The organism is Pseudomonas sp. H1_A03 (assembly GCF_054685145.1).
Genome location: NZ_CP162829.1, coordinates 1755003 through 1768230, shown reverse-complemented (window position 1 = coordinate 1768230; position 13228 = coordinate 1755003). Strand labels below are relative to the sequence as shown.

At 62.7% G+C, this 13228-nt stretch carries 15 protein-coding genes; 13 read left to right on the top strand and 2 right to left on the bottom strand.

What is annotated here, in order from left to right; all coding sequences use genetic code 11:
* The first annotated feature begins 57 nt into the window (after positions 1 to 57).
* Positions 58 to 492, top strand: a complete 435-nt coding sequence (gene trxC / locus AB4O35_RS08185; RefSeq protein WP_065875286.1) for a thioredoxin TrxC — start codon at positions 58 to 60, stop codon at positions 490 to 492.
* A gap of 100 nt (positions 493 to 592) precedes the next feature.
* Here trxC and AB4O35_RS08180 read toward each other — a convergent pair whose 3' ends face one another.
* Together AB4O35_RS08180 and AB4O35_RS08175 are read right to left on the bottom strand one after the other, a co-directional pair.
* Positions 593 to 811, bottom strand: coding sequence for a DUF6124 family protein (locus AB4O35_RS08180; RefSeq protein ID WP_065945562.1), 219 nt, complete (start codon positions 809 to 811; stop codon positions 593 to 595).
* Positions 812 to 1295: 484 nt separating this feature from the next.
* A complete protein-coding gene (locus AB4O35_RS08175; protein ID WP_049710378.1) occupies positions 1296 to 2066 on the bottom strand; it encodes a ParA family protein in 771 nt (256 codons plus the stop codon).
* A 304-nt stretch (positions 2067 to 2370) separates the two neighbouring features.
* On the opposite strand from AB4O35_RS08175, the gene AB4O35_RS08170 reads away from it, so the two are divergent.
* From AB4O35_RS08170 to AB4O35_RS08115, 12 genes are read left to right on the top strand one after another with little or no spacing between them, the layout of a single operon-like run.
* Positions 2371 to 3090, top strand: a complete 720-nt coding sequence (locus AB4O35_RS08170; RefSeq protein ID WP_065879844.1) for a beta-ketoacyl synthase chain length factor — start codon at positions 2371 to 2373, stop codon at positions 3088 to 3090.
* Complete coding sequence (locus tag AB4O35_RS08165) at positions 3066 to 3878, top strand: lysophospholipid acyltransferase family protein (RefSeq protein ID WP_065875703.1); 813 nt, start codon at positions 3066 to 3068, stop codon at positions 3876 to 3878. Before AB4O35_RS08170 ends, AB4O35_RS08165 begins: the two co-directional genes overlap by 25 nt.
* The gene (locus tag AB4O35_RS08160; RefSeq protein ID WP_065875704.1) at positions 3856 to 4125 is read left to right on the top strand and encodes a phosphopantetheine-binding protein; all 270 of its coding nucleotides are present in this window, start codon (positions 3856 to 3858) and stop codon (positions 4123 to 4125) included. Before AB4O35_RS08165 ends, AB4O35_RS08160 begins: the two co-directional genes overlap by 23 nt.
* Before the next feature lie 9 nt (positions 4126 to 4134).
* Positions 4135 to 4389 carry an acyl carrier protein gene (locus AB4O35_RS08155; RefSeq protein WP_003187949.1) on the top strand — a complete coding sequence of 85 codons (255 nt, stop codon included), beginning with the start codon at positions 4135 to 4137 and terminating at the stop codon, positions 4387 to 4389.
* Positions 4386 to 4931 (top strand): COG4648 family protein, encoded by a 546-nt coding sequence (locus AB4O35_RS08150; RefSeq protein WP_065875705.1) that lies wholly within the window; start codon positions 4386 to 4388, stop codon positions 4929 to 4931. Before AB4O35_RS08155 ends, AB4O35_RS08150 begins: the two co-directional genes overlap by 4 nt.
* On the top strand, positions 4928 to 6598 hold the full coding sequence (locus AB4O35_RS08145) for an acyl-CoA synthetase family protein (protein ID WP_065875706.1): 1671 nt from the start codon (positions 4928 to 4930) through the stop codon (positions 6596 to 6598). Before AB4O35_RS08150 ends, AB4O35_RS08145 begins: the two co-directional genes overlap by 4 nt.
* A gap of 25 nt (positions 6599 to 6623) precedes the next feature.
* Complete coding sequence (locus tag AB4O35_RS08140; RefSeq protein ID WP_065875707.1) at positions 6624 to 7358, top strand: glycosyltransferase family 2 protein; 735 nt, start codon at positions 6624 to 6626, stop codon at positions 7356 to 7358.
* Positions 7355 to 8290, top strand: coding sequence for an LpxL/LpxP family acyltransferase (locus AB4O35_RS08135; RefSeq protein ID WP_065875708.1), 936 nt, complete (start codon positions 7355 to 7357; stop codon positions 8288 to 8290). The genes AB4O35_RS08140 and AB4O35_RS08135 overlap by 4 nt, the downstream gene beginning before the upstream one ends.
* Positions 8274 to 9815 (top strand): HAL/PAL/TAL family ammonia-lyase, encoded by a 1542-nt coding sequence (locus tag AB4O35_RS08130; protein WP_175402999.1) that lies wholly within the window; start codon positions 8274 to 8276, stop codon positions 9813 to 9815. The genes AB4O35_RS08135 and AB4O35_RS08130 overlap by 17 nt, the downstream gene beginning before the upstream one ends.
* Complete coding sequence (locus AB4O35_RS08125; protein ID WP_065875710.1) at positions 9808 to 10236, top strand: acyl-CoA thioesterase; 429 nt, start codon at positions 9808 to 9810, stop codon at positions 10234 to 10236. Before AB4O35_RS08130 ends, AB4O35_RS08125 begins: the two co-directional genes overlap by 8 nt.
* Positions 10230 to 10922, top strand: a complete 693-nt coding sequence (locus AB4O35_RS08120; protein ID WP_065945563.1) for an outer membrane lipoprotein carrier protein LolA — start codon at positions 10230 to 10232, stop codon at positions 10920 to 10922. The genes AB4O35_RS08125 and AB4O35_RS08120 overlap by 7 nt, the downstream gene beginning before the upstream one ends.
* Positions 10912 to 13224, top strand: coding sequence for an MMPL family transporter (locus AB4O35_RS08115; RefSeq protein ID WP_065945564.1), 2313 nt, complete (start codon positions 10912 to 10914; stop codon positions 13222 to 13224). Before AB4O35_RS08120 ends, AB4O35_RS08115 begins: the two co-directional genes overlap by 11 nt.
* Positions 13225 to 13228 lie beyond the last annotated feature (4 nt).

Below are 13228 nucleotides of genomic sequence, written 5' to 3'. Positions count from 1 at the left end.
ATAAACGTCAGCGCCGGCTCCAGATTGAACCCATTGGCCACACCCTAGGAGCCCCTGATGTCCGAATCGCTTGTAATCCCCTGCCCACATTGCAACGGCCTCAACCGCATCCCCGGCGAACGCCTGAGTGACGCGCCCAAATGCGGGCGTTGCAAGCAGCCGGTGTTGTTGAGCAAGCCTTTCGAGCTGAAGCAGGGCGACTACGCCAGCCAGATCAAGGGCGACCTGCCGTTGCTGGTGGATGTGTGGGCCGACTGGTGCGGGCCGTGCAAGTCGTTCGCGCCGGTGTTTGAGCAGGCGGCTGGGCAGCTGGAGGGCAAGTGCCGGCTGGCCAAGCTCGACAGTGAGGCCAATCAGCAGCTGTCGGCGCAGTTGGGGATTCGCTCGATTCCCAGTTTGATCCTGTTCAAGAATGGCCGCGAAGTGGCGCGTCAGAGCGGGGCGTTTCCGTTGCCGCAGTTGATGAGTTGGTTGCGTAGCCAGGGCGTCTAAACACGGTCGAATGTGGGAGCTGGCTTGCCTGCGATGGCAATGTTGAATTCACTACAGCTATCGCAGGCAAGCCAGCTCCCACACTGACCGCATTCCAGATTTAGGCCAACGGCGCTTCTCGGTCGATCATCTGGCCGACGAGCATTACGCCGAGTTCGCTCAATTGGTGGATCGCCAGGGCCACGTCGCGGTGTTCGCCGCTGAGGTCGTTGGACAGGTTGAGTAGTAGGGTGCGGACGGAGGAGAAGGTTTTGTAGCTGTTGAGGACGAGGGTTTCGGTGGGGAGATTGGGGGTGACGGTGAAAAGATTGATAGACATGCATTTGTTCTCTGGTTGGCCTCCCCCTTTTCGCTACTAAACGAAGGGTGGCGGCTGTACGCAGGTTAGTAGACCGGAGAACAAAGCAAAGACCGGCGCACCCGGAGGTGCCCTGCGCACAGCCACCATCAGATAGGCGATAAAACGCCATGCTGTTGGAGCGGTGTACATGCTTTGGTCGGTTGGGCTACTAAACCCGATCACTGAACATTCAGCGACCCAGGAACCTTAGAGACGCCCATCCAGACGCACAAGCCGGGCGATTCTGGCTTACCTGTAGGCAACGTTACAAGGCACCCCCCCTATTGCCAGACCCTTCCTACAGCCTCTGTGGGACAAATCCAAATCCCCCTGCAGGAATGCAATGCAAATGTGGGAGCGGGCTTGCTCGCGAAAGCGGTGTGTCAGTCGCTGCATTAGCTGACTGAACCACCGCTTTCGCGAGCAAGCCCGCTCCCACAGGGGTTTTGTGTTGTCTTTCAGGTCACGCGTTTTCCAGCAGGTTATGCAATTCCACAAACTGCTGCGTCAGCTTATGCCGTGGGTCCAGATGGATCAGCGGCTTGTTCTCCTGATGCGACTCACGCATGCGCACGGAGCTGGTCAGGTACACCGGCAGCACCGGCAACCCTTCTGCAATCAACTCATCGAGCATCTGCTGCGGCAAGCTCGCTCGCGCCTGGAACTGGTTGACCACGATACCTTCCACTTCCAGGCCTTCGTTGTGGTCTTCCTTCAATTCTTCGATTTCAGCCAGCAGGCCGTACAGTGCCTGACGGGAGAAGCTGTCGCAATCAAACGGGATCAGCACGCGATCGGCAGCAATCAGCGCCGAAACCGCATAAAAATTCAGCGCCGGCGGCGTATCCAGGTAAATCCGGTCGTAGTCTTCGCTCAGTTCGTCCAACAGCTTTCGCAGCTTGTTGATCTTGTGCTTGGCTTCAAGCTTGGGCTGCAGGTCTGCCAGTTCCGCAGTGGCGGTGATCACATGCAGGTTGTCGAAGGGGGTTTCGTAGATATCGACTTTGTTTTTCTTGGAAAACGGCCCGGAAGACAGGGTTTGCTTGAAAAAATCCGCGATACCCATGGGGATGTCGTCGCCGGTCAGCCCGGTGAGGTATTGGGTTGAGTTGGCTTGTGCATCGAGGTCCACCAACAGGGTTCGATAGCCTTCACTGGCGCTGACCGCCGCCAGGTTGCAGGCAATGCTGGACTTGCCAACGCCGCCTTTTTGATTGAACACCACGCGCCGCATGGAAAAACCTCCGTGTATCAATGAATGCCCGAGTGTAGAGGGCTTAAGCGAATGTTCGCTACCTCGTTCATCCATCCCCGACAAACGAACAGGACCGGTCCGACAACCCAACCCAGCGCCCGGTGAAGGACAATCTGTAAATCTTTCCCGCCCAACTGTAATCAGCCGTGAACAATTTTTTACCAATATTTGCTAGAACCCCACGGCACCCGGATAATGCGCGCCATTCGGCTATTGCTCCCTGTCCCGGTATTCGGGGCCAAAAGTCGCACATGGAAGCCCGCAGGGGCGGGATACCTTCTCAGTGATCACTTTCAACATCGCCCAATGGCGCGCTTGGGCCCCTGGCCTGGAAAGCGCGGATGAATGGCGTGCCTGGTGCCAGGCACCGGTGTCTCTGCCTGCCAGCGAAGCCTGCCCCGACGTCTCGTTCCTGCCAGCCATGCAACGTCGCCGCCTGAGCCGCCTGGCGCGCATGGCGTTCAGCGTAGGCTGGCCGCTGGCCGAGGGCCTGCAGGACTTGCCACTGGTGTTTGTTTCCCGGCATGGCGAGACGCCGCGCACCCTCGATATTCTCAGCGACCTGGCCAACGACCAGCCACTGTCGCCAACCCAGTTCAGCCTGTCGGTGCATAACGCGGTGATTGGCCTGTGGTCGATCCTGCGCAATGAAACCAGCGAAATGACCGCCCTCGCGGCCGCGGGCGATGGCCTGGAACACGGCATGCTCGAGGCCGCCGCGCTGCTCAACGAAGGCGCGCCGGCCGTTTTGCTGGTGATTACCGAAGAACAGCCGCCCGAGGCCTACGCCAGCTGGATCGTTGACGTACCCTTTCCTTACGCCCTCGGCCTGTTGCTGACACCGGGCGACGAGTGGCAGTTGGAACTCAGCACCAGCACTGTCCAACTCACTCAAACCCAGTGGCCCCACGCCCTGAACCTGCTGCGCACCCTGCTCAACGAACAGGTCGCCTGCCAACATGCCTGGAAGAACCGCGTATGGAACTGGCAACGCAAACCCTGAACGATAAACCGCGGGACGCCTACTATTGGCGCCTGTTCGCCACCGCCGCCAGCTTCGCGCTGTTTGGCTTCGGTGGGCTGTGCCTGCGGTTGCTGGTGTTTCCCCTGCTCAGTTGCCTGCCGGGCAGCGCGGCAAGCCACCGACGCCGCGCCCGCCACACCATCAGCTGGCTGTTCTGGTTCTTTATTCGCTTGATGCAACGCGCCGGCGTGCTCACCTATAGCGTCGACGGCGCGGAAAAACTTGGGCGCCCGGGCCAGATGATCATCGCCAACCACCCGTCGCTGATCGATGTGGTGTTTCTGATCGGCCTGGTGCGCCAGGCCAATTGCGTGGTCAAGCAGAGCCTGTGGCAGAACCCCTTTACCCGCGGGCCGGTGCGCGACGCGGGCTACATCAGCAACGACGGCAGCGCTGAAATGCTCGATGCCGCCGCCGATGCCCTGCGCGCAGGCCAGACCCTGATCATTTTCCCCGAGGGCACCCGCACCACACCCGGCGCGGCGCCTGCCTTTCATCGCGGCGGCGCCGCCATTGCGCTGCGGGGTGCGACAATCATCACCCCCGTGGTGATCAAGGTCAGCCCCACGACGCTGACCAAGGCCGAACCCTGGTATCGCATCCCAAAATGCCGCGTGCACTTCAGTTTGCGGGTGGGTGCCGATATAGAACCACAGGCGTTCGCATCACTGGGCCCCGCGCCCCAAGCCTCACGCAAGCTCAACGATTACCTGCACCACTATTTTTTTAAGGAGCTCGCCGAAGATGAGCGACAGACACCGCCTTGAGCACGACATAAAGATGCTGATCATCGAGGCACTGGGCCTGGAAGACATCAGCGTCGACGACATCGGTAGCGAGCAAACCCTGTTCGGCGAAGGCCTCGGCCTGGATTCGGTAGACGCCCTGGAATTGGGCCTGGCGATCCAGAAAAAGTACGGCATCAAGATCGATGCCGACGCCAAGGACACCCGTAATCACTTCACCAACGTGGCCAGCCTTGCGGCGTACGTCACGGACAGACAGGCAGCTTGAGACCGGACCATGCAGACTCGTGACGATATCTTCAACACCTTGCGCGATGCCTTGGTGGAACTGTTTGAACTGCCGCCGGAACGCGTCACCCTGGACGCCAACCTGTACCAGGACCTGGAAATCGACAGCATCGACGCCGTCGACTTGATCGACCATATCAAGCGCCAGACCGGCAAGAAGATCGCCGCCGAAGAATTCAAGGCGGTGCGGACTGTGAACGACGTGGTTGAGGCGGTGTACCGTCTGGTCCAGCCGGCCGCATGAGCCGGCTGATCGGCCTTGGCCTGTTGCTGGCGGGGCTGCTGTACCCATTTGCGGTGTATTACGGCACCGAGCACTTTGCACCGTGGCAATTCGGCCTGCTGCTCGGCAGCCTGTGGCTGTTGCGTGGGCTGACCGGTGCCCGACGCCCCGGCAGCCGCTGGATGGCGTTGGCGATCATCGTGTTTTGTTTAGCGTTGGCCTGGTTCGATAACCCGCAACTGTTGCGCTGGTACCCGAGCCTGGTCAGCGCGTTCATGTTGTCGCTGTTCGGTTTGAGCCTGAAATACGGCCCACCGATGGTCGAGCGCCTGGCGCGCATGACCGATCCGGTGTTGCCGCCCCACGCCATTGTGTATACCCGCCAGGTTACCGTGGTGTGGAGCGTGTTTTTTCTGTGTAATGGCCTGCTCGCCGCCGCCCTCACCCTGTGGGCGCCGCTGAGCTGGTGGACGTTGTACAACGGCTTGATCGCCTACGGGCTGATGGGGCTGTTGTTTGCCGTGGAATGGCTGGTACGACAAAGGGTTCGAGGCCGCGTATGAATGGGTTGAAACTTGAGCACTTGCTGCTTGAGCCGCTGCAACAGCGTTTGGTCACCACCGAACCTGAGATGAATCATGCACAGCTGTGGGAGCAGTCCCTGAGCCTGGCGGCGGGCCTGCAAGCGCGGGGTACCCAGCGCCTGGCCGTGTACCTGGAAGATGCCGGCCTGCTGGCAATTGCCCTGCTGGGCGCCTGGCGGGCCGGGGTCAGCGTGCTGCTGCCCGCCGACCTGCAACCTCAGACCCGCCAACGCTGGGACAAGGCCGTTGATGCCTGGCTGACCGACGCGGCTGACCTGGACGCGCTGTTTCAAACACCGCTGAACCCAGCCGCCCTCGATCTGGACACCTGCCAACTGAGCCTGTGCACCTCCGGCTCCAGCGGCGAACCCAAGCGCATCGACAAGACGCTGCGCCAGCTGGCTAACGAAGTTGAGGCGCTGGAAACCCTATGGGGCCCGGACCTTAAAGACGCCTGCATCATCGGCAGCGTGGCCACTCAACATATCTACGGTTTGCTGTTCCGCGTGCTCTGGCCGCTGTGCGCCGGGCGCACCTTTGTGCGCAAGCAGTTGGCTTTCCCTGAAGACATGCAGCGCGCCAGCCGCGAGCACGGACAATTTGCCTGGGTCGCCAGCCCGGCGCTGCTCAAGCGCATGGGCGATAACCTCGACTGGCCGGCACTGAGCCAGGTGTCGCGGGTGTTTTCCTCCGGCGGCGCGCTGCCCGTGGACGCTGCCGGCAGCCTTTACGACCGCTTGCAGCAGTGGCCCACGGAAATCCTCGGCAGCTCGGAAACCGGCGGCATCGCCTGGCGCCAGGGTGCGCAGCCTTGGCAGCCGTTTGCCGACGTGCAACTGAGCCAGGATGCAGACGGCGCGCTGCGCATCGCCTCGAAGTACCTGCCTGACGGGCATATCGAACAGACCGCCGACGCCGCGCGCATTCACGCCGATGGCCGTTTCGAACTGCTGGGCCGCTTGGATCGCATCGTCAAACTGGAAGAAAAACGTATTTCCCTGCCCATGCTGGAACACGCACTGATGGCCCATCCGTGGGTCGCCGAAACCCGCCTGGGCGTGGTGCAGGAAAACCGCGCCTCCCTCGGCGCCCTGGTGGTGCTGAGCGACGAGGGCCTGCATGCCCTGCGCAATCAGGGGCGGCGTACGCTCACCCAAACCCTGCGCCAACACTTGAGCCAACATTGCGAAGCGCTGGCTCTGCCGCGTCGCTGGCGTTTGCTGAGGCAGTTACCGCTGAACAGCCAAGGCAAACTGCCCCAGGCCGACGTCGAGGCGCTGCTGTTGGCGCCGCGCCCAAAGGCGCCAGAAGTACTGGAGACAGTCGAAGCCAACGGCGAATGGACCGCACAACTGAGCGTCCCGCCGGACCTGGCCTATTTCAGCGGGCACTTCCCGGTCACGCCGGTGTTGCCGGGCGTGGTGCAGGTGGAATGGGCGTTCAACCTGGGCCAGCAACTGCTCGATTTGCCGCCGACCTTTGCCGGAATGGAAGTGCTCAAGTTCCAGCAACTGGTACGCCCCGGCGACGCAATCGAGCTGCACCTGCGCTTCGACCGGGAGCGCGGCAAGTTGTACTTCGCCTACCGCAACGGCGTCGCCGCCTGCTCCAGCGGCCGAATAATGCTGGAGATGCCAAGTGAGTAGGCTTCTGTGGCGAGGGAGCAAAGTCATGCATAACCCCTGCGCCCTGATCCCGGTCTACAACCACGAAGCCGCCGTACCCGCCGTGGTCCACAGCCTGTTGAACAGCGGCCTGCCTTGCCTGCTGGTCGACGACGGCAGCAGCGCGGCCTGCGCGGCCGTGCTGGCGCAGCTTGCCACCCTGGATAACGTCACCCTGCTCACCCTGCCCCACAACCAGGGCAAAGGCGGCGCGGTGATGGCCGGCTTTCGCGAAGCCGCACGCCTGGGCTTCAGCCACGCGCTGCAAGTGGACGCCGACGGGCAGCACGACCTGCGCGAAGTCGAGACGTTTATCGACACCTCGCGCAGGCACCCCGATGCGATTATCTGCGGCTACCCCGAATACGACGACAGCGTGCCCAAGGGCCGTTTGTACGCGCGCTACCTGACCCACGTGTGGGTGTGGATCAACACCTTGTCGCTGCAGATTCGCGACTCGATGTGCGGCTTTCGCGTGTACCCACTGGCGCCGGTGCTGACGCTGATGGACTCGGCCTACATCGGCACACGCATGGACTTCGACTCCGACATCCTGGTGCGCCTGGCCTGGCGCAACCAGCCAATGCGCTGGCTGCCCACCCAGGTGCACTACCCCGCCGACGGCTTGTCGCACTTTCGTTTGTTCCGCGACAACGTCCGTATCTCGGCCATGCACACCCGGCTGTTCTTCGGCATGCTGATCCGTGCACCGATGATCCTGTGGCGACGGTGGCAGGCATGAGCGACAGCAATAAACACTGGGCTGACCGTGAGGAACGCGGCAGCTATTGGCTGATGAAGCTCACGGCCTTCGCCGCCAAAGTACTCGGCCGTCGGGTGTTGAGCCCGCTGCTGTACGGGATCGTCCTGTACTTCTTCCTGTTCGGCCGCACGGCGCGCCAGAGTGCCTGGCAATACCAGCAACGCCTGGCCGACTGGAGCGGGCGTGATGACCTGCGCCCCACCCACAGGAAAGTCTTCGGTCAGTTCATGGCGTTTGCGGACTCAATGCTCGATAAGCTCGACGTGTGGAACGGCAAATTGCGCCTGGAGCAGATCGACATCAACGACCCGGCGCAATTGCGCGGGCAACTGCGCGGTGAACGTGGGCAGATGCTGGTGGGCGCGCACCTGGGCAACCTCGAAGTGTGCCGCGCCCTCGCGGAGATCGGTGAAAAAGTCACCATGAACGTGCTGGTGCACACCAAGCACGCCGAACAATTCAACCGCCTGCTGGGCGAAGCCGGCGCGAGCCACTTGCGCCTGATCCAGGTCAGCGAGCTGGACCCGGCCACCATGCTGCTGCTCAGCCAGCGCCTGGACGACGGCGAGTGGCTGGCGATTGCCGGCGACCGCGTGCCGCTGCACGGTGGGCGCACGGTGCGCGTGGATTTCCTCGGCCATGACGCCGCCTTCCCCCAAGGCCCCTGGCTGCTGGCCGGCCTGCTCAAGTGCCCGGTGAACCTGCTGATGTGCCTCAAGCACAACAACCGCTATCGCCTGAGCATTGAACCTTTCACCGAACGGGTCGAATGGAAACGCAACACCCGCGAGCAGGTCATAGCCCTGTGGACCGCACGCTACGCTGCACGCCTGGGCCAGTTTTGCCTGGAAGCGCCCCAACAATGGTTCAACTTTTACCCTTTCTGGAAGACTGATGACGACGCATCTTGAGCCAGTAACCTTTGGCGAACGCGCTTTGCGCATCGAAGACGTGCTGGCCCTGGCCAATCGTCAGGCGCCCACCCAATTGCAAGACGATGCCGCGTATCGCCAGCGCATTGCCAAGGGCGCGCAGTTCCTCGACTCGCTGCTGGACAAGGAAGGCGTGATCTACGGCGTGACCACCGGCTACGGCGATTCCTGCGTGGTAGCGGTGCCGTTGCAGCACGTCGAGGCGCTGCCGCGTCACCTGTACACCTTTCACGGTTGTGGCCTGGGCAAGTTGCTCGACGCCCAAGCGACCCGCGCCGTGCTGGCCGCGCGTTTGCAGTCGCTGTGCCACGGCGTGTCCGGTGTGCGCGTGGAACTGCTCGAGCGCCTGCATGCCTTCCTTGAACACGACGTGCTGCCGCTGATCCCGGAAGAGGGCTCGGTGGGCGCCAGCGGTGACCTGACACCGCTGTCCTACGTGGCCGCGACCCTGTCCGGCGAGCGCGAAGTGATGTTCCGTGGCGAACGCCGCCAGGCTGCCGACGTGCACCGTGAGCTGGGCTGGGAACCGCTGGTACTGCGGCCCAAGGAAGCGCTGGCGCTGATGAACGGCACCGCTGTGATGACCGGCCTGGCTTGCCTGGCCTTCGCCCGCGCCGACTACCTGCTGCAACTGGCCACGCGCATCACGGCGCTGAACGTGGTGGCGCTGCAAGGCAACCCGGAACACTTCGACGAGCGCCTGTTCGCCGCCAAGCCGCATCCAGGCCAGATGCAAGTCGCCGCCTGGCTGCGCAAAGACCTGGCGATTGATGCGCCTACCGCCCCCCTGCATCGCCTGCAAGACCGTTATTCGCTGCGCTGCGCGCCCCACGTGCTTGGCGTGCTGGCCGACAGCCTGAACTGGCTGCGTTCGTTTATCGAGATCGAGCTGAACAGCGCCAACGACAACCCGATCATCGACGCTGAAGAAGAACGCGTGTTGCACGGCGGGCACTTCTACGGCGGACATATCGCCTTCGCCATGGACAGCCTCAAGACCCTGGTGGCCAACGTTGCCGACCTGCTCGACCGCCAACTCGCGCTGCTGGTGGACGTGCGTTACAACCACGGCCTGCCGAGCAACCTGTCAGGCGCCCCGGCTGACCGCGCGATGATCAACCATGGCTTCAAGGCCGTGCAGATCGGCACCAGCGCCTGGACCGCCGAAGCGCTGAAAAACACCATGCCGGCCAGCGTGTTCTCGCGCTCCACCGAGTGCCATAACCAAGACAAGGTGAGCATGGGCACCATCGCCGCACGCGATGCGATCCGCGTGCTGGAGCTGACCGAACAGGTCGCCGCCGCTACCTTGCTCGCCGCCAACCAAGGCGTTTGGCTGCGTGCCCAGGCTGAGGATGCGCGCGCGCTGCCACCGGCATTGGCGGCGATGCACGAAGCACTCGCCAAAGACTTCCCGCCGGTCATCGAAGACCGTGCCCTGGAAGGTGAACTGCGCCTGTGCCTGCAACGCATCGCCGAGCAACACTGGAGGCTGCATGCGTAGCCCCGGTGTGCTGCATTGCGACACTGAAATCCTCGTGCCGTTTTTTGACGTCGACACCATGAATGTCGTGTGGCACGGGCATTACGTGAAGTACCTGGAAGTGGCGCGCTGCGCGCTGCTGGACCAGATCGGCCATAACTACACGGCGATGCTCGAGTCCGGCTACGCCTGGCCGGTGATCGACATGCAACTGCGTTACGTGCGCGGTGCTGTGTTCGGCCAGACCATTAACGTGCGCGCCAGCCTGGTGGAGTGGGAGAACCGCTTGAAGGTCAATTACCTGATCACCGACCTCGCCAGCGGCGAGCGTTTGACCCGTGCCAGTACTGTGCAAGTGGCGGTGGAAGTTACCAGCCGTGAGATGCAATTGGCCTCGCCCAAAATATTCACCGACGCCGTAGAAAGGGCCCTGAAATGCTGACCCCGTTCTTTGTAGGAGCGAGCTTGCTCGCGAAGATCGTCAACGATAACGCGGGTTTCCTGATACCACGCGGCGCTCTCGGGTTTTTCGCGAGCAAGCTCGCTCCTACAGTGTTTGTGTTGTTTGGTTTTTCGGGGGCGGCACACGCCTTCGACCTGCAACAACTCAGCGACCAGCTTGCAAAACCCTCAGTGATCCACGGCAGCTTCACCCAGGAAAAACACCTGCGTGCGCTGCCCCAACCGCTGGTCAGCAAAGGCACCTTCGTCCTCGCCAAGGACCACGGCCTGCTGTGGCTGCTGAAAACCCCGCTGCAACAGGACTACCGCATCAGCGCCCAAGGCATTGACCGCCGCGACGCCAATGGCTGGCAACTGCTGCCAAACAAGAGTGCCGGCGCCGAGCAGAACCGCTTGTTCCTCGCTGTGCTCCAGGGCGACAGCAGCGGCTTGCAGCGTGACTTTGAGCTGCAACTGCAAGGTGAAGCCAAGCAATGGAAGCTCACGCTGATCCCGCGTTCACTGCTGCTCAAACAGGTATTCACCCAGATCAATATCGACGGTAGTGAGCTGGTACACACCATCGAACTGCTGGAAACCCAAGGCGACAGCACCGTGCTGCGCATGCAGGACAGCACTGCCAACCAGCCGTTGAGCGACGCGGAGCAACACGACTTTGCCCAGTGAGCGCCTGCTGCCGCGCCTTTTCCTGATCCTGCTGGTGGCGGTGCTTGCGCTGGCCGGCTGGCAGTGGCGCCACGGCGCGCCGTTGTCCGCCAACCTGATGGAGCTGGTGCCGGGCAACACGCCGGACGCCCTGGAGCAACAAGCCGAACAGCGCATGCAGGAACCGCTTAACCGCCAAATACTCGTGCTGGTGGGCCATGCCGACCGCCAACAAGCGGTCGCCGTGGCGCAACAATTGGGCGAGCGCTGGCAGGCCAGCGGGTTGTTTGAAAAGGTGCAGTGGAACCTGCAAGCCGACTTGCCGGCGCTACGCGAGCAATTGCTGCGCGGTCGCCTGGCGATGCTCTCGGCCAAGGACCGCGAGCAACTGATCAACCAGCCCGACGCGTTTATCCAGCAACGCGTGCAAGCCCTGTTCGACCCCTTTACCGGGTTCAGCCTGGTGCCGAGCCAGGATGACTGGCTGGGGCTGACCGGGCGTATCCAAAACAGCCAGCCGCAACAAGGCGCCGTGCAATTGGATATCGGCAGCGGCGCGTTGGTCGCCGACGCCGACGGCAAGCGTTGGGTGCTGCTGCGTGCGAGCACCACCGGCAACGCCTTTGACATGAACCTGCCGCTGCAAGTGGCGGACTTGCTCCAGGCCAGCCGCGAGCAGGCCAGTCAGCAAGGCGCGCAACTGCTCGCCGCCAGTGGCTTGCTGTATGCGGCCAATGGTCAGCAGCAAGCCACGCGGGAAATCACCTGGGTCGGCGGCGGCGCTACCGTCGGCATCCTTTTACTGCTGTTGCTGGCGTTCCGACGCTGGCGCGTGTTGCTGGCTTTTGTACCGGTGCTGGTGGGCATGTTGTTTGGCGCGGTGGCCTGTGTGGCGCTGTTCGGGCACATGCATGTGATGACCTTGGTGCTCGGCTCCAGCCTGATCGGCGTGGCGGTGGATTACCCGCTGCACTACCTGTCGAAAAGCTGGAGCATGCGCCCATGGCGCAGCTGGCCGGCGTTGCGCCTGACCTTGCCCGGCCTGAGCCTGAGCCTGGCGACCAGTTGCATCGGTTACCTGGCGCTGGCGTGGACGCCGTTCCCGGCGTTGACACAGATCGCGGTGTTCTCCGCCGCCGGCCTGGTGGGCGCTTATTTGTCCGCCGTATGCCTGTTGCCGGCACTGCTCAAGGGCGTCGAGCTGCGCCCGGCGCAATGGCCGCTGCGGATAGCCGAAGGCCTGTGGCGGCTGCGCGCCTCGCTGCTCAAGCGTGTGCCGAGCCCGGTCTTGCTGGCACTGCTGGTGCTGTTTTGCGCCGGTGGCTTGTGGCAGTTGAACAGCAAAAACGATATCCGCCAGTGGATCGGCGCGCCGCCGCAATTGCTGGAAGAAGCACAGGCCGTCGCGCGGATTACCGGGTTCCAACCCACCAGCCAGTTTTTCCTGGTGCGGGCGCAGGATCAGCAGCAGTTGCTGGAGCGCCAGCGCGCACTGGCGCAGCGCCTGGATCAATTGGTGAACATGGATAAGCTCAAGGGCTATCTGGCGCTCAATCAACTGGTCAGCCTGCCCGCCGAGCAGCAACAAGTGCGCGACGCATTGAATAAACTGCCGCAGCACTGGCAGCCATTGCTGGACCTTGGCGTACCGGCCAGCGCCCTGCAAGCCGAGGTGACGCAACTGCAAGCGTTGCCTACGCAGGATATCGACGCCGCACTGGCAGGCCCATTGGCCGAGCCTTGGCGCACCCTGTGGCTGGGCCCGGTGGACGGCGGCGTGGCGGCAATGGTTAGCCTGCAAGGTTTGAACAACCCGGCGCTGCTGCGGGTGCAAGCAGTGGATTTACCCGGCGTGCAACTGGTGGACCGCCTGGGCGACTTGAACCGGGTGTTCGCCGACACGCAAATCAGCGCCGCCGAATTGAAATTGATGTCCTGCGTGCTGATCGTGCTCTTGCTGATCCTGCCGTTCGGTTTTGGCGGTGCCTTGCGCATTGTCGCCCTGCCGCTGCTGGCGGCGCTGTGCAGCCTGGCCAGCCTCGGTTGGCTGGGCCAGCCGCTGACGCTGTTCAGCCTGTTCGGCTTGCTGCTGGTCACGGCGATCAGCGTCGACTACGCGATCCTGATGCGCGAGCAGATCGGCGGGCCGGCGGTCAGCCTGCTAGGCACACTGCTGGCGGCGCTGACGACCTGGTTGTCGTTTGGCCTGCTGGCCGTGTCCAGTACACCGGCAGTGAGTAATTTCGGCTTATCGGTCAGCCTGGGCCTGGCATTCAGCTTTATGCTGGCACCCTGGGCCGGGCAACAGAAGCACGCCTTATGAATGT

Bases quoted from the DNA above. Each gene is read 5' to 3' on its own strand.
- AB4O35_RS08125 (WP_065875710.1), top strand. From the start codon at position 9,808: ATGCGTAGCCCCGGTGTGCTGCATTGCGACACTGAAATCCTCGTGCCG.
- AB4O35_RS08140 (WP_065875707.1), top strand. From the start codon at position 6,624: ATGCATAACCCCTGCGCCCTGATCCCGGTCTACAACCACGAAGCCGCC.
- AB4O35_RS08150 (WP_065875705.1), top strand. From the start codon at position 4,386: ATGAGCCGGCTGATCGGCCTTGGCCTGTTGCTGGCGGGGCTGCTGTAC.
- trxC (WP_065875286.1), top strand. From the start codon at position 58: ATGTCCGAATCGCTTGTAATCCCCTGCCCACATTGCAACGGCCTCAAC.
- AB4O35_RS08180 (WP_065945562.1), bottom strand. From the start codon at position 811: ATGTCTATCAATCTTTTCACCGTCACCCCCAATCTCCCCACCGAAACC.
- AB4O35_RS08135 (WP_065875708.1), top strand. From the start codon at position 7,355: ATGAGCGACAGCAATAAACACTGGGCTGACCGTGAGGAACGCGGCAGC.
- AB4O35_RS08130 (WP_175402999.1), top strand. From the start codon at position 8,274: ATGACGACGCATCTTGAGCCAGTAACCTTTGGCGAACGCGCTTTGCGC.
- AB4O35_RS08160 (WP_065875704.1), top strand. From the start codon at position 3,856: ATGAGCGACAGACACCGCCTTGAGCACGACATAAAGATGCTGATCATC.
- AB4O35_RS08145 (WP_065875706.1), top strand. From the start codon at position 4,928: ATGAATGGGTTGAAACTTGAGCACTTGCTGCTTGAGCCGCTGCAACAG.
- AB4O35_RS08165 (WP_065875703.1), top strand. From the start codon at position 3,066: ATGGAACTGGCAACGCAAACCCTGAACGATAAACCGCGGGACGCCTAC.
- AB4O35_RS08175 (WP_049710378.1), bottom strand. From the start codon at position 2,066: ATGCGGCGCGTGGTGTTCAATCAAAAAGGCGGCGTTGGCAAGTCCAGC.
- AB4O35_RS08120 (WP_065945563.1), top strand. From the start codon at position 10,230: ATGCTGACCCCGTTCTTTGTAGGAGCGAGCTTGCTCGCGAAGATCGTC.
- AB4O35_RS08155 (WP_003187949.1), top strand. From the start codon at position 4,135: ATGCAGACTCGTGACGATATCTTCAACACCTTGCGCGATGCCTTGGTG.